Genomic DNA, 23,247 nt, shown 5'->3' with positions numbered 1-23,247 from the left:
GGCGGCCGTGCAACTCCCGGGCTGAAGGTCTGACTCATGCTCCTGCGAAGTGGGCACTTATACCTGCTTTTTACACAAAATTTACGGAAGACCGAAGTTGAGCATAGGATATTGCACGGCGTTAATTTCGTAGGCTAACCGTATGTCTCTCGCAGCAATGCGGCTTGTCGGCTTCATCTTAGGAGTTTTCCTGATCACCCTGGCAGTAAGCATGGTTATTCCCATGGTTACGTTGGTAGTGTATGAGCGAGTCGATGAGCTCGGCGCTTTTCTGTGGTCTAGCCTAATTACGTTGATCTGTGGGCTAGCGCTTATTGGGCGCAGGCGCCCAGACGCATCACAGCTGCGCCCAAGGGATATGTATTTCTTGACAACGGCGAGCTGGGTTGTGGTTTGCACCTTCGCGGCCCTCCCGATGGTGTTCATCCACCACATCAGTTACACCGACGCGTTTTTTGAAACGATGTCAGGGATCACAACGACAGGCTCGACTGTCCTCACTGGCTTGGATACCGCATCTCCCGGCTTGCTGATCTGGCGCTCCATGCTGCACTGGTTGGGAGGCATAGGCTTCATCGGCATGGCTGTAGCCATCCTTCCGTTGTTGCGAGTTGGTGGCATGCGCCTCTTCCAGACAGAGTCTTCAGACTGGTCGGAGAAAGTAACGCCGCGATCCCATGTGGCAGCCAAATACATCCTTGTGCTCTATCTGGGGCTCACGGGTGCTGGAGCGCTAGCACTTTGGCTCGTTGGAATGACACCGTTTGAAGCGATCAACCACGCAATGTCATTGATTTCTACGGGTGGATTCTCAACGTCGGACTCCTCACTCGGGCATTGGACGCAGCCCGCGATTCATTGGGTTGCGGTGGTCGTCATGATCTTGGGTAGCCTGCCATTCACCTTATACGTCGCGACATTGCGCGGCAATCGGCGTGCGTTACTGATGGATCACCAAGTACGAGGGTTTCTCGGGTTCTTGACTGTCACTTCGCTGGCTGTGGGTACGTGGTTATGCTTTCACAGCGAGTATGACTGGTGGGACGCCGTTCGGATCGTGGCGGTCAACGTGACTTCCGTCGTCACGACCACCGGAATTGCGGTTGGTGACTACACACTATGGGGCAGTTTTGCCGTTCTGTTGTTCTTCTACCTAACCTTTGTCGGTGGGTGCTCAGGCTCGACGGCAGGCGGTCTTAAAATCTTCCGCTTTCAAGTGGCTGCTGCCCTGCTTGTTAGTAATTTGAAGCAACTGATTCATCCACGCGCGGTCATTCAGAAAAAATACAATGGACATCCCATTGACGAGGAGATCGTGCGCTCGCTTTTGACTTTCTCGTTTTTCTTCACAATCACCATTGCCCTGATTGCGTTAGGACTGGCTCTAATTGGGCTGGACTGGACGACTGCTCTGAGTGGTGCCGCCACTGCTGTTTGCAACGTTGGGCCAGGCGTGGGCACAATCATCGGGCCTGCCGGTAACTTCTCATCATTACCTGATGCAGCAAAGTGGCTGTTGACCATTGGTATGCTCCTGGGACGACTTGAAATCCTGACGGTGCTAGTGATGGTAACCCCGGTATTCTGGAGGTATTAGCTGTCCACTGCAAAGGGCAGCTATGGATCGATAGCAACCGTCTGGGCTGCCTTTTTCCAGCTCACCGCTCGATCTCTCGGACGTGGGCCTGGCACGCCCGCAGGGCAATCAATCCTTGGTCGCCGGCATCGGTGATGGCGACAATTCGTTGAGCAGCCGCTGGGTCAAGTTCGCCTCGCGGGGCTCCATGAACCACGCCGCCGGCGCCGGTGGTGGCTGGCACCCCACAGCCACTACCCTGGGCTGGGGCGGCGAGCAGGACTGACAGCCGGAGATCAGAAGTAGCGAGGTGATCGCGAAGGCTAGCCTGGGTTGCTTGAGCATTGGAGTGGATGGCGACGGGAATGCCGAGCGAGCAGGTTGAGCAGATGGTACTCAACCAGGGAGAGCCGGCCGAGGCCTTCGAGTGGTTTAAGGTAAACACCGCCCTCGGCAACGTCATGAATCGCGGAGCGGAACTGATAGGGCCATGACCAAGCCCACTGGTGGTGATGCGGCAAACAACGGCTGATCACTGACAAGCCTCCCCTCCAAGCCCGGGCTTCTTGTGTCAGCCCTCCCTTTTCCCTGCTATGGTTGCGCCCTTCAACCAGATGGTAGGAAGTAGTCAGGAATGGATTCAATGAAAACACTGGGTGTGATCTTACTGGCATTGGCCAGCACTACAGTTGTGGCGCACGAGAATAATGATCCAATCGAAAAAGCGATGTTCATCACGACGATTGTTCCCCTCCTTGTTGTTAGCGGAACCACTGCACTAACGGTCTATGGCCCTGCGAATATGAAATCGGCAAAGGCTGACGCGCTTGCGTTCATCGGCTCAGATGGCGAGATTCGCGGCGCTCAATTTGAGCAAGCAGTTCGGTACTACCACTCGGCCTATGGCCAGCCGCACATGAGCGATGAACAGCTGGCCCTGGCAATCGCAACTTCGCTCTAAAGGCTGCCTTCCTAGTATCATCCCCCGAGTCCATCATAGGCCTGCTCACACGTCACTCCCCTGCTCCGGCTTTGATCAGCATCTGCCGCCAGGTCTCCCGCTCGCTGCTCAACGCGCTTGAACAAGTCGGCAAACACCAGGGCGGTGCGGGTTGCTGCCTGGCTTGCGGCGGCAGTGCAGGAATTGCTGCGGCCTTGGGCTGCGAGACGGCCGGCAAGGTCGTCGACTGTACGCTGCAGGCTCCCAGCAGTAGCGCGAGCGTTAACAGCATCAGCTGCAACTTGATCGATTTTCCGTTGGCCATCTTGCACTGCCTTGTTGATTGAGTTCTGCCGGGTCTGCTCTTTTTCACGCTCGGCTTCCTCGGCCAGGGCCCAGGCCTGTTTGTCGCCGCCGTCACGGACAGCCCAGCGCGCCTGCCACTCGGCATCCATGGTCGAGCGGCCGTGCTCATAGGCACCCCAGAACGCCCAGACCACCAGCGCCAGCGACATGGCCGCGCCGATCGTGCGCGCGCTGATCACGCCAGCACCTTCAGTGCACGGTCATACAGCGCTTTCCGCTCAGCGGCGCCATGGGGCACTCGGCCAGGCTTGCCGGTGTTGATCACGCTGCCGATATCCTGGAAGCGGCCGGCGTCGGCCAGCTCGTTCAGGCCGTGGGTCGACCACCACCAGGCGGCGGACATTGCAGCGTGCTCGGGCTGCTCGAGCAGTTCAGGCTTCTCTTCCAGCGGCAGGGCCAGGCCGGCGCCCGCGGCAGCGTAGTTCGCCCGACCAGTGAGCTGGATCAGGCCGCGCCCACGGAACCGCCAGCCGTCACCTGGGCGAGTGTTTCCCATGCGCCCGCTGTATACGGTGTTGGCGATCTTCTCCGGCTGTCGAGCGCAGGCGGCCGCCGACTCCGGAGTGAACCGGCTGGGCCAGGTGCGCACCAGCGCCTCAACGCTGTAGTTCAGGTTCTCCACCAGGTTGCGCAGCTGACCCGACTCATGGCCGACCTGGGCCAGGAACGCAGCCACGCGCACCGGGCTATCGATCTTGTAGCGGGCCATGGCCCGGTTCAGCGCAGGCAAAAAAATGCCCGCGACTGGGCGGGCGTTCGGGAGGATCTGCAGCAACTGCTGCTCGGTCAAAGGGGGCATGTGTTTCTCCAGGCAAAAATAAACCCGCTCGATGGCGGGTGCTGATACTGCTCGGGCTTCAGGCTTCGGTCTGGGCCTCTGCCGGCGGCGCGGCTGGCATATCCAGGCGAACGTCGATCCAGCTTTCTGCCGGGACATCCATCAGGGCGCCGGCCACCTGCTCCAGCTCGCCGTCATCGTTCAGGGCGTACTTGATCTTGCGCAGCTCCACAACGACGCTGCCGTCTTCGTTGGTGGTGCCAGTGGCAATGCCGAGCTGCCGGCCGCCGTTGCGGTCAGTTGGGCTACCCACTTGCCAGCCGGAAGCGGCAAGGCCGAGTGAGCCGGTGACCTGGTAGCGGCCAGTGTCCAGGCGCGTGACCTCGATTCCGTTGGCCTCCTCGTTGTAGGCGCCCCACTCGCCCGAGGCGTTGAAGCTGTCCAGCAGATCAGCCCGGGAAGAACCCGCCACATCAGCGATGCGCGCGATCGGCGATGCCCGCTTGATGAAACCCGATGCATCCACGGTGGTGTTGGCCGAGGTCCAGAGCTCCGCCCAGGTCGTGAAGCCAGAAGATGCGTTGTAGGCCCGGTACGCCAGTCGGCTCGCGTTGATGCTCATCGCCAAGGAGCCGAAGCTGCCATCGGCATGGGAGGTGACCAAGGCCGTCCCGAAAGAACCGATAGGGCTGGGGTTGGTGGGAAGCGCATAGTAGAACAGCCCCCCGCAAGTGAGACCATCCATGTTTTGGATGATCGGGGCAGCATTGGCTGATCCGTAGCTACCGATCCCTGCGTAGCCGGCAGTAACCACGCGACCAACCGTTCCATCGGTTTTCGAGCTGACGAGGTTCGCTTTCGACGCGGTACCAAGCCCGGCAATTGCGGTGTAAAGCTCGTCAAAGTTGCTTTGCGCCTTGGTGAACGCGCTCCGCGGGGTGTCTCCACCGACACCGGTAGGAGCGGCGCCGAGATTTATCGTCTGCTTGGCCATGCAAAATTCCTGAATTGGTTGAATGAGGTCTCGCCTTCACGCACTCATCTTGGCGAACACCGCCGGAAGGAAAAACGCGACGGGGTTTGAGGCCGCTATGGTGATTGCGTACAGCGTGTTGTTCGGGAAGTCCCACCAGCAGTAGAGGTTCCGAGGGATGCTGCTACCGGCGGTCATGTTCATGCCGAAGTTGTTCAGCAGCAGGAATTCGTTCTGTGGGAAGTTGAATGGCACTGTGTAGTAGATTCGGATCAGCCCTTGCGGATCGAGGTCATACTTGACGTAGGTCCAGTTCTGGAAAGCCCGAGTGAATGTCGCGTTTGGTGTCCCGGAGTCGAACAAAAGCTCACCGCTCCCGTCCCACAGACGCATTCCGTACTGCGCCACCGGTTGGGCCGCAAAGGAGGCAACAAAATAGCGCCCATTCGGCTGCGCCGTATTCACGCTATAGGCGCGCACGTAGAATCCCGTCCAGTTGCCGGCCGACCCAATCAAGCGCATTTGGCAGAGCCCCGCCACGCCATTTACCGTGTCTGGACGCACAAACACCAGTGGCGGCTCCTGAGAGGTGACCGGCCTGGCAAAGTACGTCGTGGACCCCATACCTGATTCTTCTGTTGGAGCAAACCGGCCTGAAGAAATGACCACCAGCCTGGCGAATTCAGAGTCGAGCGTCACCACGTTACTGTTGTTGGTGAATTGAACTCCATATGCCATCAGCTCCACCTCATCACGATCAAGCGCATCGTCCCGGAAGACCTAAAACTGGAAGCATAAGTGCGGGTGTGGTTATAGACCCGAGCAACGCCATCCAGCATTTCTGTTTCGAATTGCGTTTGCGAGGCGCTATAGGGGCCTATCGGTATCACTATCGCAGTGCCGTTTCCGGGGCCCACGCCAGGAACCGCAAAATCCTGGCTACCCTTAGCGGCACCGGCTTCAAAGGTCACCAGCGTCGAAAGCGCGACTCGGATCGTGAACGAGTTTTCATCGATCTGAAGGGCGCCATCGGCGCCCCAAATCCTCATTCCATAATTGCTCATGCGGCCAAGTTCCCCCATTGATATCGTTTGACGCCGTTCTCATCGAACACCTTGCCGCCGTTGTTGTTGATGGTCTGGCGGGCTCCTCCGCCGAGCGGGCTGTTGAGCTCAAAGTTTCCGGCCTTGTCGATGCGCCATCCTTGAACACCGGGGATGTAGTTGTCGGACTGGATGAAAGAGCCGATCTTGGCATTAACAATCGATCCATCTTTCACCAAGAGGGAGTTGATAAACACCTGCCCGCCCTCCACAGCGAACGGCACAGTAATCGCGCCGCCAGCGATGGTGTTGACGACGGCAAACCGATCAGCGCTGACCAGAAACTGGCTTTGCAGTCCGGCTGGCCCGTTCTCAATCCCCAGGCCCACGCCTGCAGCGACGTATTGCCCCTGGGCGTTAACCTCCATTTTCACAGCCCACATCGTGCTGGCCTTGCCGTCCAGCGTGGCAAGTGCCTGGCTGGTCTGTTGCACCGCAGCCGTGTTGCTATTGACGGTCACCTGAACCGTGTCGATTCGCTTGGCCGTGGCTACGCCGTCCTCGATCCTGGCTGACTGCTCGGACCAGACACCGATGTAAACCTCGTCTGACCCAGCAAAGCCAGCTGTGTCCCCGGCCAAGGCCGGATTGACCTGAACATAAACACCATCAAGCTTGGTGGCCTGAGCGTTCACCTTGTCATCGACACCAGTCAGCTTGGTATCAAGCTGGCTGATTGCCCCCGCCTGCGCTGCGACCTTTCCTTCAGCGGTCTGCAGGCGTGTGTCGATCCCGGATATGGCATGCCCCTGCGCGGTGATCGTGCTTCCTTGCTGGCTAACCGTTCCGCTCAGGGTGTTCAACGCCGAAACGCTGGCCTTGTTGTCCAGCTCCGACTTAACCCCCTGAATCTGCTGAGCGTTCGCGGTTATTTTCCCGTCCTGCTCCGTTACCTTGGTTTCGACAATCTGAACCCGGGCAGCAGTGCCATTCTCCGTCCTGGCGACCTGGCCGATATCGAGCCAGTACAACGGGTTAGGAGGCGCATTGCCGCCGCCGGCCGCCGCCGGTACATCTTGGGTCGCCACGTACAGGCGCTGCCCCTGCCGCACGTTCTCCCCTTGCGTGTAGGGCTTGGAAGGGTCGTACTCGAGAGCATCAACAATGTCGTCGATCTCGCCCTGCAGCTCCCCAAGGCGCTCATTCACGGAGCCAGGACCGTTGCCGTCGATGAGATCGATTCGCTCATTGAGGTGCTGCCCCAGTTCTGTCTCACTGATCTTGCCGGCGATCAGCTCAAGGATGGGGCCAGCGTCCGAACTGGACTGACCCATTACGCCATTCACCACCGGATACCACGGGCCGATGTTGCCTGTCCGATCGACCAGTCGCGCCCAGAAGAAGAACGACACACCGGCAGCCAGGCCCTGCAACTTATAGTCGCTCTGCGGGTAGGCCAGGTCGGTCAGTTTGGTAGCGTCCTCCAGGCTATTGGCTGGGCCGTACCAGATCTCCGTGCGCTGGGTGTCCTCGGCGCCCGGAGGAAAGTCCCACTTCAGGCCTATGGCGAACAGTTCGCTGGTGGCGTTGAGGAACGTCACCGCCGGCGGCAAACCAGCCTTACCGGTCAGCTGCGTGAGGCTGGAGCTCTTCCAGATCGACGAGATATCGAAGGCACTCACCGCCCGCACACGGGCCAGGTAGGCGCCGGCATAGATGCCGGTCACGTCGACCGAGGTCGAGCCCGTGCGCTGCAGCTTGATCCAGTTGCCGTTGTCCTTGCGCCACTCCACGTCATAGGCCACGGCGCCGTTCACGGCCGGCCAGGCGATGGTCATGGTGCTGACCGCGATACCCTGGTCCACGGCGTAGTTCGAGGTCAGGGTCACGCTCGCCGGCGGCGGAACGACCGTGATCGGAATAACGCTGATTGGCCGCTCCTCCAGGCGGGCGCCGGTGTCGATGTGGGCGAACTTGCTCGGGTTGAACTCGAGCGCAGTGATCTCGTAGTCGCCCTCAGTGGCGCGCGCTGTCCTGAGTACGCGGAACAGCTGGATGGCCAGGTCGTCAGCGTCGATTGCCCACTGTAGCTCCGGCTCCGGCGCAACGCTGTAGGCCGTGGTTACAGTGACAGCACGATCACTGACCGATTCGACTGTGCGGCCCTGGGCGCGGCCGTTGGGCAGGTTAATGATCAGACGGTCGCCAGCCTTGATCTGCGTATCGCGGTCGAGCGTGACGACTCTGCCCGCTGCAGCGGCGATCCGGCCGCCGTTCGGGCGCCCTGCGATCAATTCGTCAGCCACAGGAATCACGTAACCTGGCAGTGGGATCCGCCCCTCCATCCCAGTCCTGAAGGTCACGGTACGGTCTTGGCTGTTGCTCAGAAGGATCCACTTACCGCGGCGCTGAGCTTCCGATGCCCGAGTGCAGCCGATTGCAGAGATCTCGATCGGCCGGTCACGGTACCGGCGCTGCAAGGCCAGGTCGGTGACCGGGATTACGTCGGTGTCATAGTTGTTGGACGGGTTGTCGTAGCTGACCAGCGCCCGACTGTAGTGGGTGTTCTTCTCGGCGCCACCGTAGGTGAACTCGCCATCGATCACGTTGAAACGGGTGAACACGTAGTCGATGTCCTGCGCGCGCGGCATGTCGGCCTGCATGAACAGTGAACCCTGGGCCCAGTAGACCATCCCCCGGTAGATTGCCGACAGATCGCGCAGTAGCGTCCAGGCTTCCGCCCGCCCCTGCAGGTTCATGTCGCACAGGAAACGTGGTTCCTGTCCACCAATGCCGTCGGGCACCAACTGGTCACAGTACTGGGCGATGCGGTACATCTCCCACTTGTCGACCATCCACGGCTTGATACGCTTGCCCAGGCCGAAGCGATCTTCCACGCACAGACCATAGGTGACGAACGCCGGGTTGTTGGTCCAAGCCTGCTTGAAGCTGCCGTCCCAAACCCCGGTGTAGGTCCGGGTCAATGGGTCGTAGTTCGCCGGCACCGGCCACTTCCGGGCCTTGCACTTCACCGTGACGGCCGGGATGTTCTGGAACTGCTGGGCGTCGAACTCGATGTAGAGCAACGCGGTGTTCGGGTAGCGCAGTTTGCGGTCGATGATTTCGGTGTAGCCCGCGACGGTCATCGTGTCAGCGATGGTGCCCGAGTTCTGGTTCGGGGTGATCCGGCGAACGCGGATCATCCAGCCGCTGGTGGCTTTCGGCAGGTCCACCCGCACGGAGCGCTGGTAACCGTTGGTGGTCTTACCGTCCACGGCTCCCAGCTGCACCTGCTGGTAGGATCCGCCGTCGGTGGCCACATCAATTGCATACTCGATGCGGTAGCCGTTGGTGTTGCCGCCTTCGTCCTGACTGGCCAGGCGCGGCCAACTGAAGCGCAGACGCACGGCTGACAGTTGGATATTGCTCAGCGCCCGGGACCACGGGTTATCGCTGCGCAGCTCGACATTGACGGTGGTCTCGTTCTCAATCGCCGGGATACCTGGGATGTAGGTCTGCTCGATGCTGCCAGGCCGCCAGTCCCACTTCACGCTCGGGAAGTTGATGTTGCCGCTGGAGTCCTGAATAGGCGTGTTGTCGAGGTAGATGTCCTGGGCAGTGGGCGTGCCTTCAAACTCCCCCTCACCTACGGCAATCAGGATCTTCGCCAAGTTCGTCGACTGCAGACTGTCCGGCGCTTCGGTCGGCTGCTTCGGCTTGCTGCCGCCGCCCTTGGCGCCGCAGATATCCAGTTGTTGTGCTGCGCCCATGCTTTCCTCCAGGCAATAAAAAGCCGCCCGAAGGCGGCCTGCTCTACTCGTTCACGCTATGCTTTGTCTTCGGCGTAGATGGATGCCGAGATGATTGCGCCGCCCCATCGGCGCTCACCGATGCAGATCGGAACCGGGTTGCCGCTGGCCGTGGTGTTTCGGGCGCTGCCGAAGGCGTAGGACGGCAGGTTTTCTGGAGCGCCGCTTTGTGAAAGGCCTTTGGCCTGGGGGCTGAGCATCTGGATTACCCCGCCAGCAACCATGCCAATACCTGCGCCAACCAAGGGAGCGCCAAATGGAGTGGCTGAGAGGAACACCCCGGCAACGATCATTATCGCTCCAACGATGGTCTGCAGGATCCCGCCACGCTTGCTACCAGCAACCACTGGGACGATCCTGAGCTCACGAGTACCTCCTCGCTCGAAGTCGCCAACCCCAACATTCCGGCGGTTCCTGAAGACCGCGAAACTCATCCCAAGTCGGTCAAGGCGCTGAATCTCTTCTTCAAAACCTGGAAGCGTAGCCTTGAGAGCCTTGAACACCTCCCATGACTTGCCGGTATCAAGTAGTCGTCGATGTATCCGGCCAAATTTTCTCGCGAGGGTTCCCGAGAGTTTGATTGTAGTGAACGGCTCATAATGTGCTGCTGTAGCGGCCATGCTTTCTCCAGGCGCAAAAAAGCCGCCCGGAGGCGGCTTGATCAGTTGTAATTGACGTAAGGGCCTATGTAGATGCCGCCCATGTCTCCGCTAATTCTGTAAATACTCTCTTTTCCGTTTTGCACGTTTCCGACGATCGTGCGCACCGCCATGCCGCCGCAAAGCCCGGAGTTCGCCAACCCTATACCAATGCTGGGCTGGCCCGGTGGTAGGTGGAAACTGGCTCGCTGGCCCGTACCCAGCTTGGCGGCTCTTTTGCCATCAATGAACACAACCACATCGCAACCAGAGCCTACCGCCCCTGAGTCCCGAAGAACGACAACGGTGCCGCTATCCCCTCGAGGCTTTACCTGAAACGCGTAAAGTTCATCTCGCGGGACCGGCGTTGCCTCGCGGACGGAGATCGCAGATGACGCACACCCCGCCAACAGCGCCACCGCCACCGCCCCAATCAGAATTCGCATGTGATCCCTCCTTGTTGATGGCAGGAATCTAACACTATCCATAGAATGTGCCCAAGCCGGCCAAGCACCGGGCTTTTCATAAGCCTCACTGCGGATAGCAACCAAGGAAGAACAATGCGAATACTGCGAAGTCACAAGATTCTCGATGGAGACAAAGCAAAGGAAGCCAAGGAACAGGTCACCTTTATCTACTGGAGCGATCGATGAACCACATCAAAGCCCGCATCGAGGCGCTCCGAAAGCTCGTCGACGAAATAAAAAATGCCGAAACCATCTTCGAGCGCGCCGCACTGTTCGCCGGCATACGCGGTCTCGCTGACAACCTCATAGATGACGAGAGTCTCAATGATTTTGCCAAGGAGAAGGCCGATAACATCCGTTACCACTCTGCCGCCGCCCTTGGGTTAGACTTCGCCGGCGACCACGATGCCGAAGCACATCTGGTATGGGTTTACGGAGATATGGACACCCTAGAGTCCGCTTACGACTGACCCCAAGCCCGGCCTGGCGCCGGGCTTTTTCATGGTATTTGATGTGGCTGGCTCGGCGGCGAAGCGGGCAGGCATTCGACAGACAGATTCCACCATGGGGATCATCACCACAGTTGGTATCGCCATATGCAAAAAGCCCAGCGCGGGGCTGGGCTTGAGCCAAATCAGTCCTTCTTGGGCGCCGGCGCTGGTGGAGGTGCTTTGGGCGGCTGCGGTGGCAGCACGCTTCTCGTCCGCTCAGGATTAACGTTCATTCCATCGTTAACGTGCTTACGCTCTATGATGAGATGCCTGGTGTTCTGATCATTCATTTCGCACTCTCCTGTGGTTCAAGAAATTCCACCCATTGGACATCACTGTTGGCGACCATGAGATAGGTCACACCATCCTGTGGCACTGCGCCGTCCTCAGTGATCCAGGTCGGGAACTCCATTACGAAGTGCCCACCTTCTGGCTCCGCTGGCCACGCCAAGGGATACCCCATCAGCCGGCGACCGTCTTTGAAATTCAACACCACCCCACGGTCGGGAAAACGCAAAAATGCATATCGCCACTCACCAACTGAGGCTCGCGATGTGAGACCGACTTTCCTCGCTAACTTGTACAAAACGTCATGCTGCGAGAGATACGCCAACGCGAGACCGAATCCGACCGCAAAAACCAAAGACCAGGCAGTTGCAACGTTGTCGGTCCACAACCCAACCGCAAACCAGCTTCCAATCCAAATCGCTAATACTGATATGCCATCCACAAGGAGCTTGATCAGGCCGGTACAAATAAGAGCCTGAATGACATGCTCGAACTGAGTTGGCTTCTTCGCGTCCGCGAGCCAGTAGAAGACAATCATCATCACGAAACCGGGCAGCAGCGCCTGCAGAATGGGCATCAGCTCCCCTGCAATCTCTCCCATACAAACCACCAAGCCCGAAAATGGATCCAGAGTAACCGGATCCTGGCCGGGTATCCAGTGTGGATGGAAAGCCAGTGGCGGGATTGGATCCACAAATAGTAGCGTTGTGCCTCCTACACCGGAGAGTTTCGACATGGCGCAAGTTGCTATAGACACCAAGAAATACCTTAGCCTGACAGACAAGCCTAGCGAGGATCACTGGCAGAAAGTTTACGGAATTGGCAGTAAAGTCCCTGCATCTGGGATCTATCGCTGCACAACGTGCGGCGATGAAATCACCTCAAACAAAGGCGACCAATTCCCTCCGCAAAATAAAACTCAGCATCCCTGCCAAGACGAAAAAATCTACTGGGAACTGATCGTTATGACTCAGACAAAAGGCTCTGGCCGCTAAACAATAAACTGTCCCAGTCCGTTGCCGGAAAGCCCATGGACTGGGGTATTGATGACCTAGGAGGTCAATGTGAGCGAAGATCCCAAGTTCTCCCCGTACGAGCGCCATGACGCAGCAATCCTTGGATTGGCGCATGTGGTCAAAATCCTTGCAGCCGCTGTCTATGTTGACAGCCCGCACAAGCATTTCATTGATGAGGAGCTGAAGGCCGCTATGGCCGATGAAAAACCTGCAGGTGTGCCGCCGTCAAAGCTGGAGCTATACAGATCCACTTTCAGCGGCGTGATCAAGGCGATCAACAGTGTGAAGTAGCACGCAGTTGGATAGCGCGTGAATCAGCGTCTTTTCGCCCTCGTCGATGAGCTCTTCACGACCGTCGTCGAGGCGCGGCGACGAGGCACGACCAGGTCCAATATCTTCCGATACTTCTGTTTGTCTACGACTCATATAATTCTCCAGTTACTAACTGAACTCGCGTCCCGATGACGCAACACAAGGCGTGTCCGGGCAAGCCAAGGCCCGCCGAACACGATGATTTCTGATGGCCTGCCGTACAAGTGGTGCAGCAGGAATGGGCCCTGGCCGAACACTTGGCCCTGCTCGTCCGGCAGTTGCGGGTCAGTACCCAGGTAAATCCCGGCATGGTTCGGGTGCACCGTTCGCCCCACCTCTATGATGATCATGTCGCCGCGCTGTGGCCGGTCGACCTGGTAAAAGCCCGCCGCCTCATAGGCCTGCTCGTACAAGCTGGGCCCGGCGGCCTGCTCCCACCAACCGTCCTCCCGGGCGTAGGCCGGGAACTCCAACCCCCACTCCCGCTGATACCAGTCCGCGCAGGCCTGCCAGCAGTCCCAGGCGCCATGCACGAATGGCCGGCCCAGCAGCGGCGTGCTGCCGCTTGGGGTGATGGTGCGCAGGTCGCCTTCAGGCCAGGACAGGATGTGCCAGGGCAGAGCCGTAGCCTCGCACATGGCCAGGTCGCGCGGCGACGGCCTGCTGGTGGCGTCCGGATGTGAGTGTACGATGCCGATCACCTGACCCTGGTCTTCAACTGCCGCGTATTCCTCAGGCGCGATCCGGAACTCTTCGCCCGGGTCGCTCGCGGTGTTGTTGCAGGGCACATAGACCTGCTTACGGCCTACGGCCAGGATCAGTCCGCAACACTCGCGCGGGTACTCAGCCGCGGCGTGCGCTTGCACGGCGGCTAGGATGTGTTTGCGCATGGTCAGCTCCGTGCAATGAGAGAAACGCCGGGGAATCCCACGAACGGAAGCTCGTTCTCGGCGCCCCAGCGCGCTTCGCAGCCAGTTCCAAGGCACCCACTGCACACATCCTTAGCCGGATCGTCGGTTGGGTTGCCCTCTTCATCGAAGTAGGGGCCGGTGTAGCCACAGACAGGCCCACGATAGCCGCCGGTCATTGCCTCATGGCACAACGTTGTCATCTGGCGCCCGATCGTCTCGCCGCCGACATCCCCCGGACTGGCCAGCTCCCACGCCACCATGGTGCCGTTCTCGCTGATCTTCTGGTCGATGTACCAGACCTCGATTGCCTCCTCAGTAGGGTCAGCCTCGGAGTTGCCACCGGAAAAATTCTCGGCGTCCAAGTACCGGCCCAGTGTTTGCCGGATGGTGAGCTTGAACTCAACGAGGTTTTCGAAGGCCAGGCAAAGCGCGGTAATGCGACCGTTGACGTTACCAACCGACAGCACAGGCCGTACCGCCGTGCCATCCGAGTTGGCTTCGATGCCTTCGATCTGCATCGGCCAGGCGCCATACTCGTTGCCCTGCCACCAGATTGGCTTAGCTGACAGCTGGTCAGCATCGACGCCAGCAGCCATCAACTCTTCAGGAGAGTGTGGGATCGCATGCCCATGAAAGCGGAGGATGTCAGCACCGAAGTCCGAGCCGTCCAATTCGAACAGCAGTACTTCACTGCCAGGCGCAAGCGTCTGGATATCGCTGATAAGTGACATAGTGATTCCCTACGGGTGGAATGACCGCTCGAATGTGGCTGTGATCTTGAAGAGCCCGCCGCCTATGGGGACGGGAGCGGGGTCATTGCAAGTGAATAAGCCCAACTGCCCCATAGGCGTGGTCCAAAGGAATGCCTTTGCACCGGCGTGGCGATCAAAGAACTCCATTACTTTCAAAGCTTTCTGCTTGCGCGCGGTGATCGTCACCGGGTAGGAGTCTTCCTTGTTGTTTGGTCCATCGCCGACGGTTTGCTTGTACCCTCCGCCGAATCGCGACTCCCTTACCCGGTATTTGATCTCGGGCTTCTCACCCCGCTCAGTCGCCCAGCTGAAAGTCTCGATAGCCATCAGCGCCTCCCGTTTGCATTTCGATAGCTGATGCCGCCAGGACGCCAGGACTCGGCCACAGCGCGCTCTGCAGCGGTCTTCATCTGCTTCTGCATGTTCTGCTGCAGCAGTTCTTGATCCAGCTCCATGCCTTCGCTGCTGCGGTCTGGAACAACGACGCTCACCGGTGCGTTGATCTGGATTGACGACCCGCCACCCGCTCCTGCTGCTGCGGCGGATACCGGCCCGGCTCCCAGTGGTGTGATCGTGCCGCCCTCAGCGCCCATCATCAGGTAGGTCTTCCCTCCCTGATTCAGCAGCTCTGGGCCCAGCTCGTTCACCTGGTAGAGCGAGTTCGCCGCTACCGGGCCGCCGGCGGCACGTTGACCAGAGACGAAGTTATCCATGATCTCCGGGCTGTAGCCGGCCTGGGTGGAACCCGCCGAGGTCGGCGCACTGCCGCCGCTGAACCAAGCGCCCAGCGCGCTGCCGGCAATGCTCGACAGCAACCCTGAGGCAGCCTGCCGGGTGGCAATCCGCGCCATGTCCGCCAGGATCGACTTGGTGAAGTCAGCAAACGAGAACTTGCCGGATATGGCGAAGTTCGCGACGGCGTCTTCCATCGAGCTGAAGGCATTGGTGAACAGGCTCTTGGTCTGCCCGGCGACATCTCGGGCCGACTCCAGGTAGTTCTGGAAGGCCGACGACGCGCCGGCGCTCCAACTGCCCTGGGCAGCGGTCATGTCGTTGTAGTTGGCGATCGCAGTTTCCTGCAGGTCGCGCTGAGTTTTATCGAGCGCCGCCAGCTTCTGGTTGTACTCGTCGAGGCTCATGCCGCGGGAGCCATCACCGTACTGGTTGGCCAGGTCCAGCTTCTGCTGGTTGATCCGGTCGGCGATACCGTTCTGCTGGTCCTGCAGGCCGCGTTGCCGGTCGCCCAAGCCGAGGCCTTCGGCAGATCGCTGCCCTTGCAAGCGCAGAGCCTTCACCTGCTGGTCTAGCGCGCTGGTGTAGGTTTGCACCGCCTGGGCCTGCTTGCGCAGCCGACCCTCCTCGTTCGTGGCCAGCACCGCCAGCTCCGAATCAGCGTCCTTCTGCGCCTTGACCATGTTGGCCCGAGCATCGGCGATCTTCTGGTCCAGCTGGATCTGCTGGGCGGCCGAGGTGCCGGCCTTGCCCTTGGCAGCTTCGAGCGCCGCGATCTCCGCCTGATAGGCGTTGGTCACCTCGTCCTTTTGCTGCTCGACGATGGCCGCGCGTTGGGCTGCGTACGACTCCTGGGAGATGATGCCGGCCTTCTGGGCTGCATCCAGCTCCTTCTGGTTGTTTTTGTACTCAGCCAGGATGGAGTTGAGAGCGTTCTTCTGTGTATTGAAGCCAGAGAGGTCCACGGCACCGGTGCGCCCTGCTGGATCCTTGTACTGCTCGGCGATGTTACTGCGGACCCTTGCGACAGCCTCAGGATTGAGTCGCGCGTCGGATGGATCCTTCTTCCTGATGATATCCAGCGACCGCTCGTACTCCTTGAGCGCCTCGCTACGTTTCTTGGAGTTTGTCCAGGCGGACTTCTCCAAGGCGTCGACCTTGGCCATGGCCTTGATGGTCTTCTCGTTGGCGTCCGCCTCCTGGCGGTCGAATGCAGCGATTTCCTCCTGGGCTGCTTTCTTGTCCTTCAAGAACTGGAGCTGGTCGGTATAGAAGGTGACCATTTCCTTTTGATTCTGGAAGGCACCCACGTCGCCGCGCTCGGCACCGGCCAAGTTGAGCTCGGCCTGGCGAATATCGTCGTCGATGCTCTCTCGACCAATGTTTTTCAACTGATCGGCAGCCTTGGCGACCGCGTTGTAACCGCGTTCCCACCAGCTCAGATTCTCGATGATCTTCGGGGTGCGCTCGTTGATGGCGTCTGCGAAGGCTTCGGTGGCGAGCTTGACGGCGTCCGCGTGCCTCCCTTGCTGCTCAAGAGCGGCAATCTGCGAGTAGACCGAGCTCGTCAAGTAGTTGTACTGCGTGTTCAGCGCGACCGAGGCTTTCACTGGGTCGTCCGCCAGCTTGACGAACTCGGCAATGGTCTCGGAAACCGCCCGGCCTGCGGCCTCCTCCATCGATACGGCTGCTTGCGCCACATCCATGAAGCTGTCGCCGGCGATCTTGCCGCTGCCGGCCAGGCTCGCCAGAACCGAAGCGGCTGCCCCGGTCGTGCCAACAGTCGCACTCACCTGCTTGGCCATGCTGCCCAGCTGATCTGAAGTCAGCCCGGCGGAATTAGCCGTCAGGATCAGCGCATTGCCGTAGGCGTCTGCCTCTTCAGAGCCTTTGTAGAAGGCGTACCCCAGCGTCACTGCGGCAGCAGCCGAGACGGTAAATGGATTGATCAGGCCCAGGATGTAGCCGCCCAAGGCACGCGCTGCTGGGCCAAGCCCGCCAAACATATCCTTGAGCTGACCGCCCTGCTGTAGGGCAACCATCATGATCGGCTGGCCAGCGACGATCGACGTGAAGATATCAGTGAACTGAGCGGGAACGCCGCGCAACGCCGCAGCGGTAGCCTTCGCGGTCATGCCAGTGCTGCTCAGTGCGGCATCTGCATTACCCAGGGCCGCCCTTGCCTGGTCAACCTTCTTCTTGTACTCGGCGAAGGTTTCAGGATCGAGAGCGCCGCTGGCTTTGAAGCCCTGCAGCTTCTGCTCCATCTGATCCAGACGGCTCATGGCTGCGACCGTAGGGTCGATTTTACCGAGCAGGTCGTCGAGAGCCTGGCCCTGATCGCGCTGGGCGGCGGCTGCGGTCTTGGCGGATCCGGCCAGGCGCTCTTCTGTTGCCAGCAAAGCTTGAGCGCGGGTATTGATGGCGGCCTGCCGGCTGGCGTTGTCCGAAAGGACGGCATTCGCCTGACTGGTAACTTCGGCGGTTTGAGCGGTTGCACGGTTCAGCGATTGAACGTACTCACTCGCCTCCAGCGATGCCCTGGCCATGGTCGCCAGCCGAGCCTGCTGCTCATCAGCAGTTTCAGCAGCACGGCGGCTTGCCTGGGTGCCTGCGTCAGTAGCAGTCGTCAGCGCGGCCTGGGCTTGCCCGGCCTGCTCAGCCCCGGCTTTGAATGCAGTCATGCCCGCCGCGGCGGTAGTCACGGCACGGCCGACCGTGATCATCTGCTGTGCTAGCTCAGCCTGCTTGGCGTTGAGAGCTTGCAGCTCCTGAACAATCTGCCGGGTATCACCGTGCATCCCGCTCAGCGCTGATTCCCAGGCGCGCCCGGTCTTGCCCGCCGATTCCTCGCTACGCTTGCCTGCGTCTGCCAGCTTGTCGAGGTCGTTTGCAGCCTCGACAGCATCGCCGGAGTCGATCCGCAGGCCAAGGGAGGCAATCGTTGTCATGATCTGCTCCAGGCAGGTAACAAAAAGCCCGCACTAGGCGGGCTTAGGTATGGTTTGAGAACTGCATGAGTTAAGAGGGCTGAAATCTGGTACCGCAGGAATGGCACATCCAAGTACGGCGCCACTCTTCCAACTTGTCATACTGAGCGACGTTGAACTTCCAGTGACGCACAAACCCGACCACACCAATGGCGATGAATGTCACGCCAATGAAGAACCTGCTCCAATCGACGCCCCAATACGAGTTCATCAGCTTGAGGCCGTCGTACAGGATAATAGCGCCAACCCCTGTGAGGATTACGGGTCCCAGCAAGCGCTTACCTGGGGGTGGACCGACGCTAGCGGCCAAATCGGTCTGATGCCGGCCGGTGGTCTCGACAGTTACGCGCGGTCCGATTCCGGATTGCGCTTGGTGAGTTGTATGAATGCGGGAAGTCCCAGCGGCATGGATGACGGACAAGAGCTGTACCTGCTGACCCTGGCATTGCGGGCAGCAGATGGCGTTGTTGCTCACCACGATTTCATTCCTTTGAGAGGCGGGAAACATGCATTCTAAGATAAGGAGAATCAATTCTGCACCTATGTATGCCCAGAAATGCTCCTTGGGAACTTACCAAGCCGTGATTGGCGCCGTCAGCTTTTACTTCGCCCAACTGCTCACGTAACAACCTCCTGCCATCTCGCCGCATCATCCGCTGCCCTACGCCACTGACTCAGCCATGACGGCCAGAGCCTCGGCCTCCATTACACGGAGATCGGGAAAAATGTCTGGAAGGTCGCAGCGCTTGATGCCGAGCATCGAGGCGGTGGTCGGGATGATTGAGTAATCCAGGCCCGAAGCACCGCCCATGCCCGTCCGCCATTGGGTGGACATTGCCTCGAACAAGCGAAAGGCTGGCCAAGCTTCCGGCCAGACCTCTATCTCTTCCTCATCGATGTCGTCTGGCGTAAGCCCCAAGGCCGCTAGCTGCTCGGCGGATTGGGCGCGCTCATAGCAGGCGCGGGCCGCCGCCCTCAGTTTCCCAAGCGTGCCGGGCTGTAGGCGTTCTGGAAGGCGTCGATGACAGCTTTTGGCGCACCAGTGCAGGTTTGTACCAGGTCGAGGATGGCGTCGTCGCTGAACTTGTCGTCGAGATCCCAGCCAACCACGATGTCCTTCAGCTGCTCAGCCTGAAGCTCGATCTCGGCGGTGGTGGCGTCCTTCCAGCTGACACCCTCTTCCTTCGCCTTCTCCGCCCAGGCGTCTCGCGCCTTGTTCCAGCGATCGAACATCTCGGACAGCGCGATACGGTCCAAGTAGCGAAACTCGAACCCAACCTCCACCGGATCGGAGCCCACTCGTGGAAGCTGCACAGCTGCGCCGAACGTTGGGTTCTGCGCGATTTTGATCTTTGCCATGGGAACTCCTTACGCGCCAGCCAGGTAACGAAGCGAACGAGCAGACAGACCGACGCTGATGGTTCGGGTCATGACGTTGTTCCGCTCCATGGTCGGATCAGGGGTGATGCTGACGTAGCCTGGGTACAGGATCTGGTCACCGTTGCGTAGCTTCATACGGATCACCGCGAGTTCTTTGGAGGTGTCGTAACCCTCAACAGCCTGCACGTAAGGCGCAGTAGGTTGGTCCTCCACCACGATCGACAAGGTGGTCGGGTTGCGGTTGGTAGGGAACTGCTTGTCGTCGTCATCTTCCAGATAGCCAACGGTCGCATACTGCTGCTCACCACCGGCCGAGTTGAACGACGTGACCTTCGAGATCTGAACCCAGTCGGAAACCGGATACACGGAACCCACGCCCGCGCCTGCGGTGAATTTTTCTGCGTCGCTGGTATCGAGACCAGCCAGGGAGAATGCGTCATCGGCAACGTTGGATGCCTTGACGGCGCGATCGCTGATGAGTGCCCAACCGGAGTTGACCAGCAAAACGTCACCGTTCTGGATAGTGTGACCGGCAGCTGTCGCCACCGGAGGCTTTGCATTGGTCAGTGCAGTGAAAGGGATTGCAGCGCCAATGACTCTGGCGATCTCGAGCGTAGCTCCGTTCGGCAGCGGGAAGCGTGCGGCCATGGTGTCTTTCCTCATTGATGCCCGCCGGGCGGCGGTTGGTTATGCCCCAGCGGGCGGTTGGTCTGCGACACCCTGGTAGGTGAAGCTGGCCGGGACCGTGTAGGTCACCGGCTCGGTGATGGTGGGCCCCTGCTCCAGCGGCTCGACGATCAAGCCTTCGAAGCCGCTGCGGCTGAGTTCGGTGTCGGCGCGGAACAGATTGCTCAGCTCGTCGACCAGGGCGTCAGCAGTAGCGAGGGCCTGGCCCGCCGGGCACACGATGCTGATCTGGTAGATACCCCGGTACTCCAAGGCCTCAGCAGCTAAGTAGCGGGTCGTGGTGCTGGCCGGCAGTAGGAAGGCCCGGAGGTAGGTCTCGCCCGGAGCGGCCTCGAAGTCCTCCTCCATGTGTGCGACACGGATCGGGCGCGCAGCCGCCCAGGCGGCCAGCTTGATCTCAATGGCCTGGCGTGCGCGTGCGTGGCTCATACCTGGTTGTTCCTGATGGCCTCCAGCACGATCTGCTGAAAGCGAGCGACGGTGATCCTGACCATTCCGCCCGGGGCCTGGTCGGAGTGACCGAACTCCAGCGGTATGGCATAGGGCAGATTGTTGACGATGAAGGCTGATTCGCCGGCGCGGAAAGCGATGGAGTCACCAATCAAGCGCGCTGTGGCTGCGGATCCTGAAGGGTCCGCCTCGTCAAGCGTGCCGCTGGCCGGCGTGTCGACGCTGAACTGCCAGTTGCCCCGGAATCGCCCGGTATCGACCGGCGACATCCGGATCAGCGAACCGCCCAGCTCGATGACGATCTCACGCAAGCTCGCGTCGATAGCCTCGGTGGCCTGCTGGGCAAACTCGGCGAGGCTAAGAGCGAAACTGCCGGACTGTCCGCCGTACCGCTCTTTCATGTGCGATCCGCGCGCCATGGTCACTTCCTCAGCTGAATGGTCCAGGTAGCCTTGGTGGCGTCCTGGCCGACGTTGACCACGCGGTAGCCGCTGATGCGGTCGTTGATGGCCGGTACCGCGGCGATAGCTGTGACCACCCCGCCCTCTTGCATGAACAGTTCGTTCTGGAGGGCCTTGAGGCGAACGTCCGAAGCCAGAATGCGCGCTCCGTCGATCTCCCTGGCCTTGTACTGCCCAAACACGCCGCGCCCGGTGTAGAAGACAGTTGTCCCTGGGGCGCCACCAATTGCGGGGTCGTAGTCACCCTTCACCGCCCTGCTGCCTTCTACCGCACTAACAGCATCAGCCAGGTCAGTGTTAAAGGCCTCTGCCATGTCGGCCTGCAGCTCGTCTCGAAGCCCCATATCAGCCCCTCACTATCTTGGCCTGGCCGGTACCCAGGTATTGGCTCAGCAGCGCCAAGGCGAATGACTCACCGGCGCTGATCTTTCGGGCGGACGCCGAGTAGGTTTTGCTGCTGGAAACTCCGTCGGCATCCACCGACTTGCTCAGCACCCCGGTTTCCTTGGCCGCAAATATGTTGCCAGCGGCAGCCTCCCGGGCAATCTCTGCGCCAGCCTGGACCACATCGTCAGGCACTGGGTCGAACGCAGGCAGCCCCAGGTTGGTCAGCCAGGTGTTGGCCATCAGCACCGCGCGCGGCTTCTTTTCATCGGGCGCCCAGTCGGCTCCCAGCAGGGCATCCACCTGTTCGATGCTGACGTAGGCAGTCATCACACGGCCTCGCCCAGCAGCTTCTGCAGATCTTCCAGACTGGCGTCAAGCTCGAACTGGATACCCTTCTCAGTCAGACTGGCCTTGAGCCCCTCGACCTTGATGGCGTCGTCGAGCAGCTTCTGCAGGGCAGCAGCTCCGGCACGCCCGTCGTACTTGATGCCCTTCTCGTCCAAGGCCTTTTTCAAGGCATCGAGAGATGGTTTATCGCTGGGCTTGGCGACCTTGATCGGCTCAGGATTCTCGTAGTCGGCCGGCGCAAAGCTCACATCAATGATCTTGTAGCCCTTCCGACGCAGGTCGGCTTTGCGCTCGGCTGTCACCGGATGGCGCTCGTAAATGATCTTTTCGGACATGTCAGTCTCCGAGGTAGGCGGCCCCGAAAGGCCGCATCATTTTGATTGATCAGGCCTGGCCGATAGCCATGACGCCAGCAGTGTGCTTGATGCTGGTCGCGACCTTGTCCCAGTTCGCGCCGGTGGCGAGAGCCGCGTCATCAGGCGAGGCACCGCCGTTGGCAACGTCCCAGGCATAACCGCGGAGACCGACGCCGAAGCTGTAGTCGATCTGCAGGGTGGTCTCAATACGCTCCTTGCCGTTACTGGTCTCGATGTTCGAGATCAGGTCGCGGGCATCGTGGACAGTGGCTGCCCCCTGGGCCAGGGATAGCACTCGACGCTTGGCCGGCGCGGCCGGATCGGCCACAGCAGCGCTGTAGAGTGCAGGAGCATCGGTCACCACAACCAAGCGACCCAGGATGTCGACAACGCGGACGGCATCAGACTTGAACAGCTGCTCGGCGTTGGTAAGGTTCTGGCCCACGAAGGCATGGAACTGGGCGCCATCCATCACTTGGGCGATCAGTTGGCTGGAGTGATCGCCGAACAGCGCATGGCTGTCGTTCACTGCGATGTAGTCCACCTTCTTGGTGCCCGACACGTCGACGACCGCGGCAGCGCCCTGGTTGCCGATGCCTGCCACCAACGCGGCGATGGCAGTGTTCAGCTGGTCCTGCAGCAGGGATTCGGCGAAGTAGCGGGACGCCACTTCTACGCCCTCGGCAGTTGGTTTGCGTAGCCAGGTCATCTGGGATGGCTCATAACGCACCGGGCCGAAGCCGCCCGCGACCTTGACGGTGTTGTGCTTGAGCTGGGTCAGGTCGACCGCGTTCACGTTGCCGTTGTTGCCGTAACGGTTCACGCGACGACGCGCGCCCGCCAGGCCAGCGTAGAAGCTGGTCTGCAGGAAGTCGCCGTCAAAGCCGTCGGTGGTCAGTAGAATCGCGCCACCGGATGCGGCGTTGAACCGCTCGACCATTTGCGCCAGCGTCTCGATGGTCGCAGGCATGAAGTAGGTGTTGAAAACTTCCATATCGGAAAGCGCCATGTTGGAGCTCCTATAGCTGTTGCCCGGATGGGCTCAATGAATGGTTGTCGGGCATCCGCCCTGGTGCGCCGTACCCCATCCGGGATG

The 23,247-nt window shown here is 60.1% G+C and carries 28 protein-coding genes and 2 pseudogenes; 6 read left to right on the top strand and 24 right to left on the bottom strand.

Annotation, left to right across the window (positions count from 1 at the left end; translation table 11 throughout):
* Positions 1 to 142 precede the first annotated feature (142 nt).
* Complete coding sequence (locus BV82_RS13510; protein WP_036995715.1) at positions 143 to 1,597, top strand: TrkH family potassium uptake protein; 1,455 nt, start codon at positions 143 to 145, stop codon at positions 1,595 to 1,597.
* 61 nt (positions 1,598 to 1,658) lie between these two features.
* On the opposite strand, the pseudogene BV82_RS13505 reads toward BV82_RS13510, so the two are convergent.
* Positions 1,659 to 1,925, bottom strand: a pseudogene (locus BV82_RS13505) (lysis system spanin subunit); the annotation flags it as partial.
* Between BV82_RS13505 and BV82_RS26410 the strand changes: the two are divergent.
* Positions 1,918 to 2,070 (top strand): annotated as a pseudogene (locus tag BV82_RS26410) (DUF159 family protein); the annotation flags it as partial. The pseudogenes BV82_RS13505 and BV82_RS26410 overlap by 8 nt on opposite strands.
* A gap of 149 nt (positions 2,071 to 2,219) precedes the next feature.
* Entirely contained in the window at positions 2,220 to 2,537 is a 318-nt protein-coding gene (locus BV82_RS13500; RefSeq protein ID WP_338051123.1) for a DUF2388 domain-containing protein, read from the top strand.
* A gap of 17 nt (positions 2,538 to 2,554) precedes the next feature.
* Here BV82_RS13500 and BV82_RS13495 read toward each other — a convergent pair whose 3' ends face one another.
* Genes BV82_RS13495 through BV82_RS13460 form a run of 8 tightly spaced genes read right to left on the bottom strand, consistent with a single transcriptional unit; the run spans position 2,555 to position 10,569 of the window.
* Positions 2,555 to 3,031 (bottom strand): DUF2514 family protein, encoded by a 477-nt coding sequence (locus tag BV82_RS13495; protein ID WP_103143296.1) that lies wholly within the window; start codon positions 3,029 to 3,031, stop codon positions 2,555 to 2,557.
* A gap of 26 nt (positions 3,032 to 3,057) precedes the next feature.
* Complete coding sequence (locus BV82_RS13490; protein ID WP_036995719.1) at positions 3,058 to 3,681, bottom strand: glycoside hydrolase family 19 protein; 624 nt, start codon at positions 3,679 to 3,681, stop codon at positions 3,058 to 3,060.
* A 58-nt stretch (positions 3,682 to 3,739) separates the two neighbouring features.
* Entirely contained in the window at positions 3,740 to 4,654 is a 915-nt protein-coding gene (locus BV82_RS13485; protein ID WP_051636770.1) for a phage tail fiber protein, read from the bottom strand.
* Between the two features lie 36 nt (positions 4,655 to 4,690).
* Entirely contained in the window at positions 4,691 to 5,371 is a 681-nt protein-coding gene (locus BV82_RS13480; RefSeq protein WP_036995720.1) for a hypothetical protein, read from the bottom strand.
* The gene (locus tag BV82_RS13475) at positions 5,371 to 5,682 is read right to left on the bottom strand and encodes a hypothetical protein (protein ID WP_036995721.1); all 312 of its coding nucleotides are present in this window, start codon (positions 5,680 to 5,682) and stop codon (positions 5,371 to 5,373) included. The genes BV82_RS13480 and BV82_RS13475 overlap by 1 nt, the downstream gene beginning before the upstream one ends.
* Before the next feature lie 11 nt (positions 5,683 to 5,693).
* Positions 5,694 to 9,446 carry a TipJ family phage tail tip protein gene (locus tag BV82_RS13470; RefSeq protein ID WP_036995723.1) on the bottom strand — a complete coding sequence of 1,251 codons (3,753 nt, stop codon included), beginning with the start codon at positions 9,444 to 9,446 and terminating at the stop codon, positions 5,694 to 5,696.
* 56 nt (positions 9,447 to 9,502) lie between these two features.
* Complete coding sequence (locus BV82_RS13465; protein ID WP_036995724.1) at positions 9,503 to 10,105, bottom strand: tail assembly protein; 603 nt, start codon at positions 10,103 to 10,105, stop codon at positions 9,503 to 9,505.
* Between the two features lie 41 nt (positions 10,106 to 10,146).
* Positions 10,147 to 10,569 carry a hypothetical protein gene (locus BV82_RS13460; RefSeq protein WP_036995725.1) on the bottom strand — a complete coding sequence of 141 codons (423 nt, stop codon included), beginning with the start codon at positions 10,567 to 10,569 and terminating at the stop codon, positions 10,147 to 10,149.
* A gap of 203 nt (positions 10,570 to 10,772) precedes the next feature.
* On the opposite strand from BV82_RS13460, the gene BV82_RS13455 reads away from it, so the two are divergent.
* On the top strand, positions 10,773 to 11,060 hold the full coding sequence (locus tag BV82_RS13455; protein ID WP_036995726.1) for a hypothetical protein: 288 nt from the start codon (positions 10,773 to 10,775) through the stop codon (positions 11,058 to 11,060).
* Between the two features lie 307 nt (positions 11,061 to 11,367).
* Here the strand turns inward: BV82_RS13455 and BV82_RS13450 are convergent, their stop codons facing one another.
* A complete protein-coding gene (locus BV82_RS13450) occupies positions 11,368 to 12,105 on the bottom strand; it encodes a DUF6338 family protein (protein ID WP_244993516.1) in 738 nt (245 codons plus the stop codon).
* On the opposite strand from BV82_RS13450, the gene BV82_RS13445 reads away from it, so the two are divergent.
* Together BV82_RS13445 and BV82_RS13440 are read left to right on the top strand one after the other, a co-directional pair.
* Entirely contained in the window at positions 12,104 to 12,364 is a 261-nt protein-coding gene (locus BV82_RS13445) for a hypothetical protein (RefSeq protein WP_036995729.1), read from the top strand. The genes BV82_RS13450 and BV82_RS13445 overlap by 2 nt on opposite strands.
* Before the next feature lie 69 nt (positions 12,365 to 12,433).
* Positions 12,434 to 12,676, top strand: a complete 243-nt coding sequence (locus tag BV82_RS13440) for a hypothetical protein (protein WP_036995731.1) — start codon at positions 12,434 to 12,436, stop codon at positions 12,674 to 12,676.
* A 131-nt stretch (positions 12,677 to 12,807) separates the two neighbouring features.
* Here the strand turns inward: BV82_RS13440 and BV82_RS13435 are convergent, their stop codons facing one another.
* From BV82_RS13435 to BV82_RS13370, 14 genes are all read right to left on the bottom strand, one after another.
* Positions 12,808 to 13,587, bottom strand: coding sequence for a C40 family peptidase (locus BV82_RS13435; RefSeq protein ID WP_036995733.1), 780 nt, complete (start codon positions 13,585 to 13,587; stop codon positions 12,808 to 12,810).
* 2 nt (positions 13,588 to 13,589) lie between these two features.
* Positions 13,590 to 14,339, bottom strand: a complete 750-nt coding sequence (locus BV82_RS13430) for a phage minor tail protein L (RefSeq protein WP_036995735.1) — start codon at positions 14,337 to 14,339, stop codon at positions 13,590 to 13,592.
* 9 nt (positions 14,340 to 14,348) lie between these two features.
* Positions 14,349 to 14,687, bottom strand: a complete 339-nt coding sequence (locus BV82_RS13425) for a phage tail protein (RefSeq protein WP_036995736.1) — start codon at positions 14,685 to 14,687, stop codon at positions 14,349 to 14,351.
* The gene (locus BV82_RS13420; RefSeq protein ID WP_036995737.1) at positions 14,687 to 18,043 is read right to left on the bottom strand and encodes a phage tail tape measure protein; all 3,357 of its coding nucleotides are present in this window, start codon (positions 18,041 to 18,043) and stop codon (positions 14,687 to 14,689) included. Before BV82_RS13420 ends, BV82_RS13425 begins: the two co-directional genes overlap by 1 nt.
* Before the next feature lie 70 nt (positions 18,044 to 18,113).
* On the bottom strand, positions 18,114 to 18,557 hold the full coding sequence (locus BV82_RS13415; protein ID WP_145997601.1) for a hypothetical protein: 444 nt from the start codon (positions 18,555 to 18,557) through the stop codon (positions 18,114 to 18,116).
* 186 nt (positions 18,558 to 18,743) lie between these two features.
* Positions 18,744 to 19,001, bottom strand: a complete 258-nt coding sequence (locus tag BV82_RS13410; protein WP_036995739.1) for a DUF1799 domain-containing protein — start codon at positions 18,999 to 19,001, stop codon at positions 18,744 to 18,746.
* A 56-nt stretch (positions 19,002 to 19,057) separates the two neighbouring features.
* The gene (locus BV82_RS13405; RefSeq protein WP_036995740.1) at positions 19,058 to 19,441 is read right to left on the bottom strand and encodes a phage tail assembly chaperone; all 384 of its coding nucleotides are present in this window, start codon (positions 19,439 to 19,441) and stop codon (positions 19,058 to 19,060) included.
* Positions 19,442 to 19,450: 9 nt separating this feature from the next.
* The gene (locus BV82_RS13400; RefSeq protein WP_036995741.1) at positions 19,451 to 20,110 is read right to left on the bottom strand and encodes a phage tail protein; all 660 of its coding nucleotides are present in this window, start codon (positions 20,108 to 20,110) and stop codon (positions 19,451 to 19,453) included.
* A 39-nt stretch (positions 20,111 to 20,149) separates the two neighbouring features.
* Positions 20,150 to 20,578 carry a phage tail terminator-like protein gene (locus tag BV82_RS13395; RefSeq protein WP_036995742.1) on the bottom strand — a complete coding sequence of 143 codons (429 nt, stop codon included), beginning with the start codon at positions 20,576 to 20,578 and terminating at the stop codon, positions 20,150 to 20,152.
* Complete coding sequence (locus BV82_RS13390; protein WP_036995929.1) at positions 20,575 to 21,000, bottom strand: HK97 gp10 family phage protein; 426 nt, start codon at positions 20,998 to 21,000, stop codon at positions 20,575 to 20,577. Before BV82_RS13390 ends, BV82_RS13395 begins: the two co-directional genes overlap by 4 nt.
* 20 nt (positions 21,001 to 21,020) lie before the next feature.
* The gene (locus BV82_RS13385) at positions 21,021 to 21,404 is read right to left on the bottom strand and encodes a hypothetical protein (protein ID WP_036995743.1); all 384 of its coding nucleotides are present in this window, start codon (positions 21,402 to 21,404) and stop codon (positions 21,021 to 21,023) included.
* 1 nt (position 21,405) lies between these two features.
* Positions 21,406 to 21,774, bottom strand: coding sequence for a hypothetical protein (locus tag BV82_RS13380; RefSeq protein ID WP_036995744.1), 369 nt, complete (start codon positions 21,772 to 21,774; stop codon positions 21,406 to 21,408).
* Complete coding sequence (locus tag BV82_RS13375; protein WP_036995745.1) at positions 21,774 to 22,130, bottom strand: hypothetical protein; 357 nt, start codon at positions 22,128 to 22,130, stop codon at positions 21,774 to 21,776. The genes BV82_RS13380 and BV82_RS13375 overlap by 1 nt, the downstream gene beginning before the upstream one ends.
* Positions 22,131 to 22,179: 49 nt before the next feature.
* Positions 22,180 to 23,160, bottom strand: coding sequence for a major capsid protein (locus tag BV82_RS13370; protein ID WP_036995746.1), 981 nt, complete (start codon positions 23,158 to 23,160; stop codon positions 22,180 to 22,182).
* Positions 23,161 to 23,247: the final 87 nt, after the last annotated feature.

Source organism: Pseudomonas donghuensis, from assembly GCF_000696345.2.
In the GTDB taxonomy this organism is placed as follows: domain Bacteria; phylum Pseudomonadota; class Gammaproteobacteria; order Pseudomonadales; family Pseudomonadaceae; genus Aquipseudomonas; species Aquipseudomonas donghuensis.
This window is presented reverse-complemented; position numbering and strand designations above follow the sequence as displayed.

Excerpts from the sequence above, each read along its gene's own strand:
- BV82_RS13510 (WP_036995715.1), top strand. The coding sequence starts at position 143 with ATGTCTCTCGCAGCAATGCGGCTTGTCGGCTTCATCTTAGGAGTTTTC.
- BV82_RS13500 (WP_338051123.1), top strand. The coding sequence starts at position 2,220 with ATGAAAACACTGGGTGTGATCTTACTGGCATTGGCCAGCACTACAGTT.
- BV82_RS13495 (WP_103143296.1), bottom strand. The coding sequence starts at position 3,031 with ATGTCGCTGGCGCTGGTGGTCTGGGCGTTCTGGGGTGCCTATGAGCAC.
- BV82_RS13490 (WP_036995719.1), bottom strand. The coding sequence starts at position 3,681 with ATGCCCCCTTTGACCGAGCAGCAGTTGCTGCAGATCCTCCCGAACGCC.
- BV82_RS13485 (WP_051636770.1), bottom strand. The coding sequence starts at position 4,654 with ATGGCCAAGCAGACGATAAATCTCGGCGCCGCTCCTACCGGTGTCGGT.
- BV82_RS13480 (WP_036995720.1), bottom strand. The coding sequence starts at position 5,371 with ATGGCATATGGAGTTCAATTCACCAACAACAGTAACGTGGTGACGCTC.
- BV82_RS13475 (WP_036995721.1), bottom strand. The coding sequence starts at position 5,682 with ATGAGGATTTGGGGCGCCGATGGCGCCCTTCAGATCGATGAAAACTCG.
- BV82_RS13470 (WP_036995723.1), bottom strand. The coding sequence starts at position 9,446 with ATGGGCGCAGCACAACAACTGGATATCTGCGGCGCCAAGGGCGGCGGC.
- BV82_RS13465 (WP_036995724.1), bottom strand. The coding sequence starts at position 10,105 with ATGGCCGCTACAGCAGCACATTATGAGCCGTTCACTACAATCAAACTC.
- BV82_RS13460 (WP_036995725.1), bottom strand. The coding sequence starts at position 10,569 with ATGCGAATTCTGATTGGGGCGGTGGCGGTGGCGCTGTTGGCGGGGTGT.
- BV82_RS13455 (WP_036995726.1), top strand. The coding sequence starts at position 10,773 with ATGAACCACATCAAAGCCCGCATCGAGGCGCTCCGAAAGCTCGTCGAC.
- BV82_RS13445 (WP_036995729.1), top strand. The coding sequence starts at position 12,104 with ATGGCGCAAGTTGCTATAGACACCAAGAAATACCTTAGCCTGACAGAC.
- BV82_RS13450 (WP_244993516.1), bottom strand. The coding sequence starts at position 12,105 with ATGTCGAAACTCTCCGGTGTAGGAGGCACAACGCTACTATTTGTGGAT.
- BV82_RS13435 (WP_036995733.1), bottom strand. The coding sequence starts at position 13,587 with ATGCGCAAACACATCCTAGCCGCCGTGCAAGCGCACGCCGCGGCTGAG.
- BV82_RS13430 (WP_036995735.1), bottom strand. The coding sequence starts at position 14,339 with ATGTCACTTATCAGCGATATCCAGACGCTTGCGCCTGGCAGTGAAGTA.
- BV82_RS13425 (WP_036995736.1), bottom strand. The coding sequence starts at position 14,687 with ATGGCTATCGAGACTTTCAGCTGGGCGACTGAGCGGGGTGAGAAGCCC.
- BV82_RS13420 (WP_036995737.1), bottom strand. The coding sequence starts at position 18,043 with ATGACAACGATTGCCTCCCTTGGCCTGCGGATCGACTCCGGCGATGCT.
- BV82_RS13405 (WP_036995740.1), bottom strand. The coding sequence starts at position 19,441 with ATGGCAAAGATCAAAATCGCGCAGAACCCAACGTTCGGCGCAGCTGTG.
- BV82_RS13400 (WP_036995741.1), bottom strand. The coding sequence starts at position 20,110 with ATGGCCGCACGCTTCCCGCTGCCGAACGGAGCTACGCTCGAGATCGCC.
- BV82_RS13395 (WP_036995742.1), bottom strand. The coding sequence starts at position 20,578 with ATGAGCCACGCACGCGCACGCCAGGCCATTGAGATCAAGCTGGCCGCC.
- BV82_RS13390 (WP_036995929.1), bottom strand. The coding sequence starts at position 21,000 with ATGAAAGAGCGGTACGGCGGACAGTCCGGCAGTTTCGCTCTTAGCCTC.
- BV82_RS13385 (WP_036995743.1), bottom strand. The coding sequence starts at position 21,404 with ATGGGGCTTCGAGACGAGCTGCAGGCCGACATGGCAGAGGCCTTTAAC.
- BV82_RS13380 (WP_036995744.1), bottom strand. The coding sequence starts at position 21,774 with ATGACTGCCTACGTCAGCATCGAACAGGTGGATGCCCTGCTGGGAGCC.
- BV82_RS13375 (WP_036995745.1), bottom strand. The coding sequence starts at position 22,130 with ATGTCCGAAAAGATCATTTACGAGCGCCATCCGGTGACAGCCGAGCGC.
- BV82_RS13370 (WP_036995746.1), bottom strand. The coding sequence starts at position 23,160 with ATGGCGCTTTCCGATATGGAAGTTTTCAACACCTACTTCATGCCTGCG.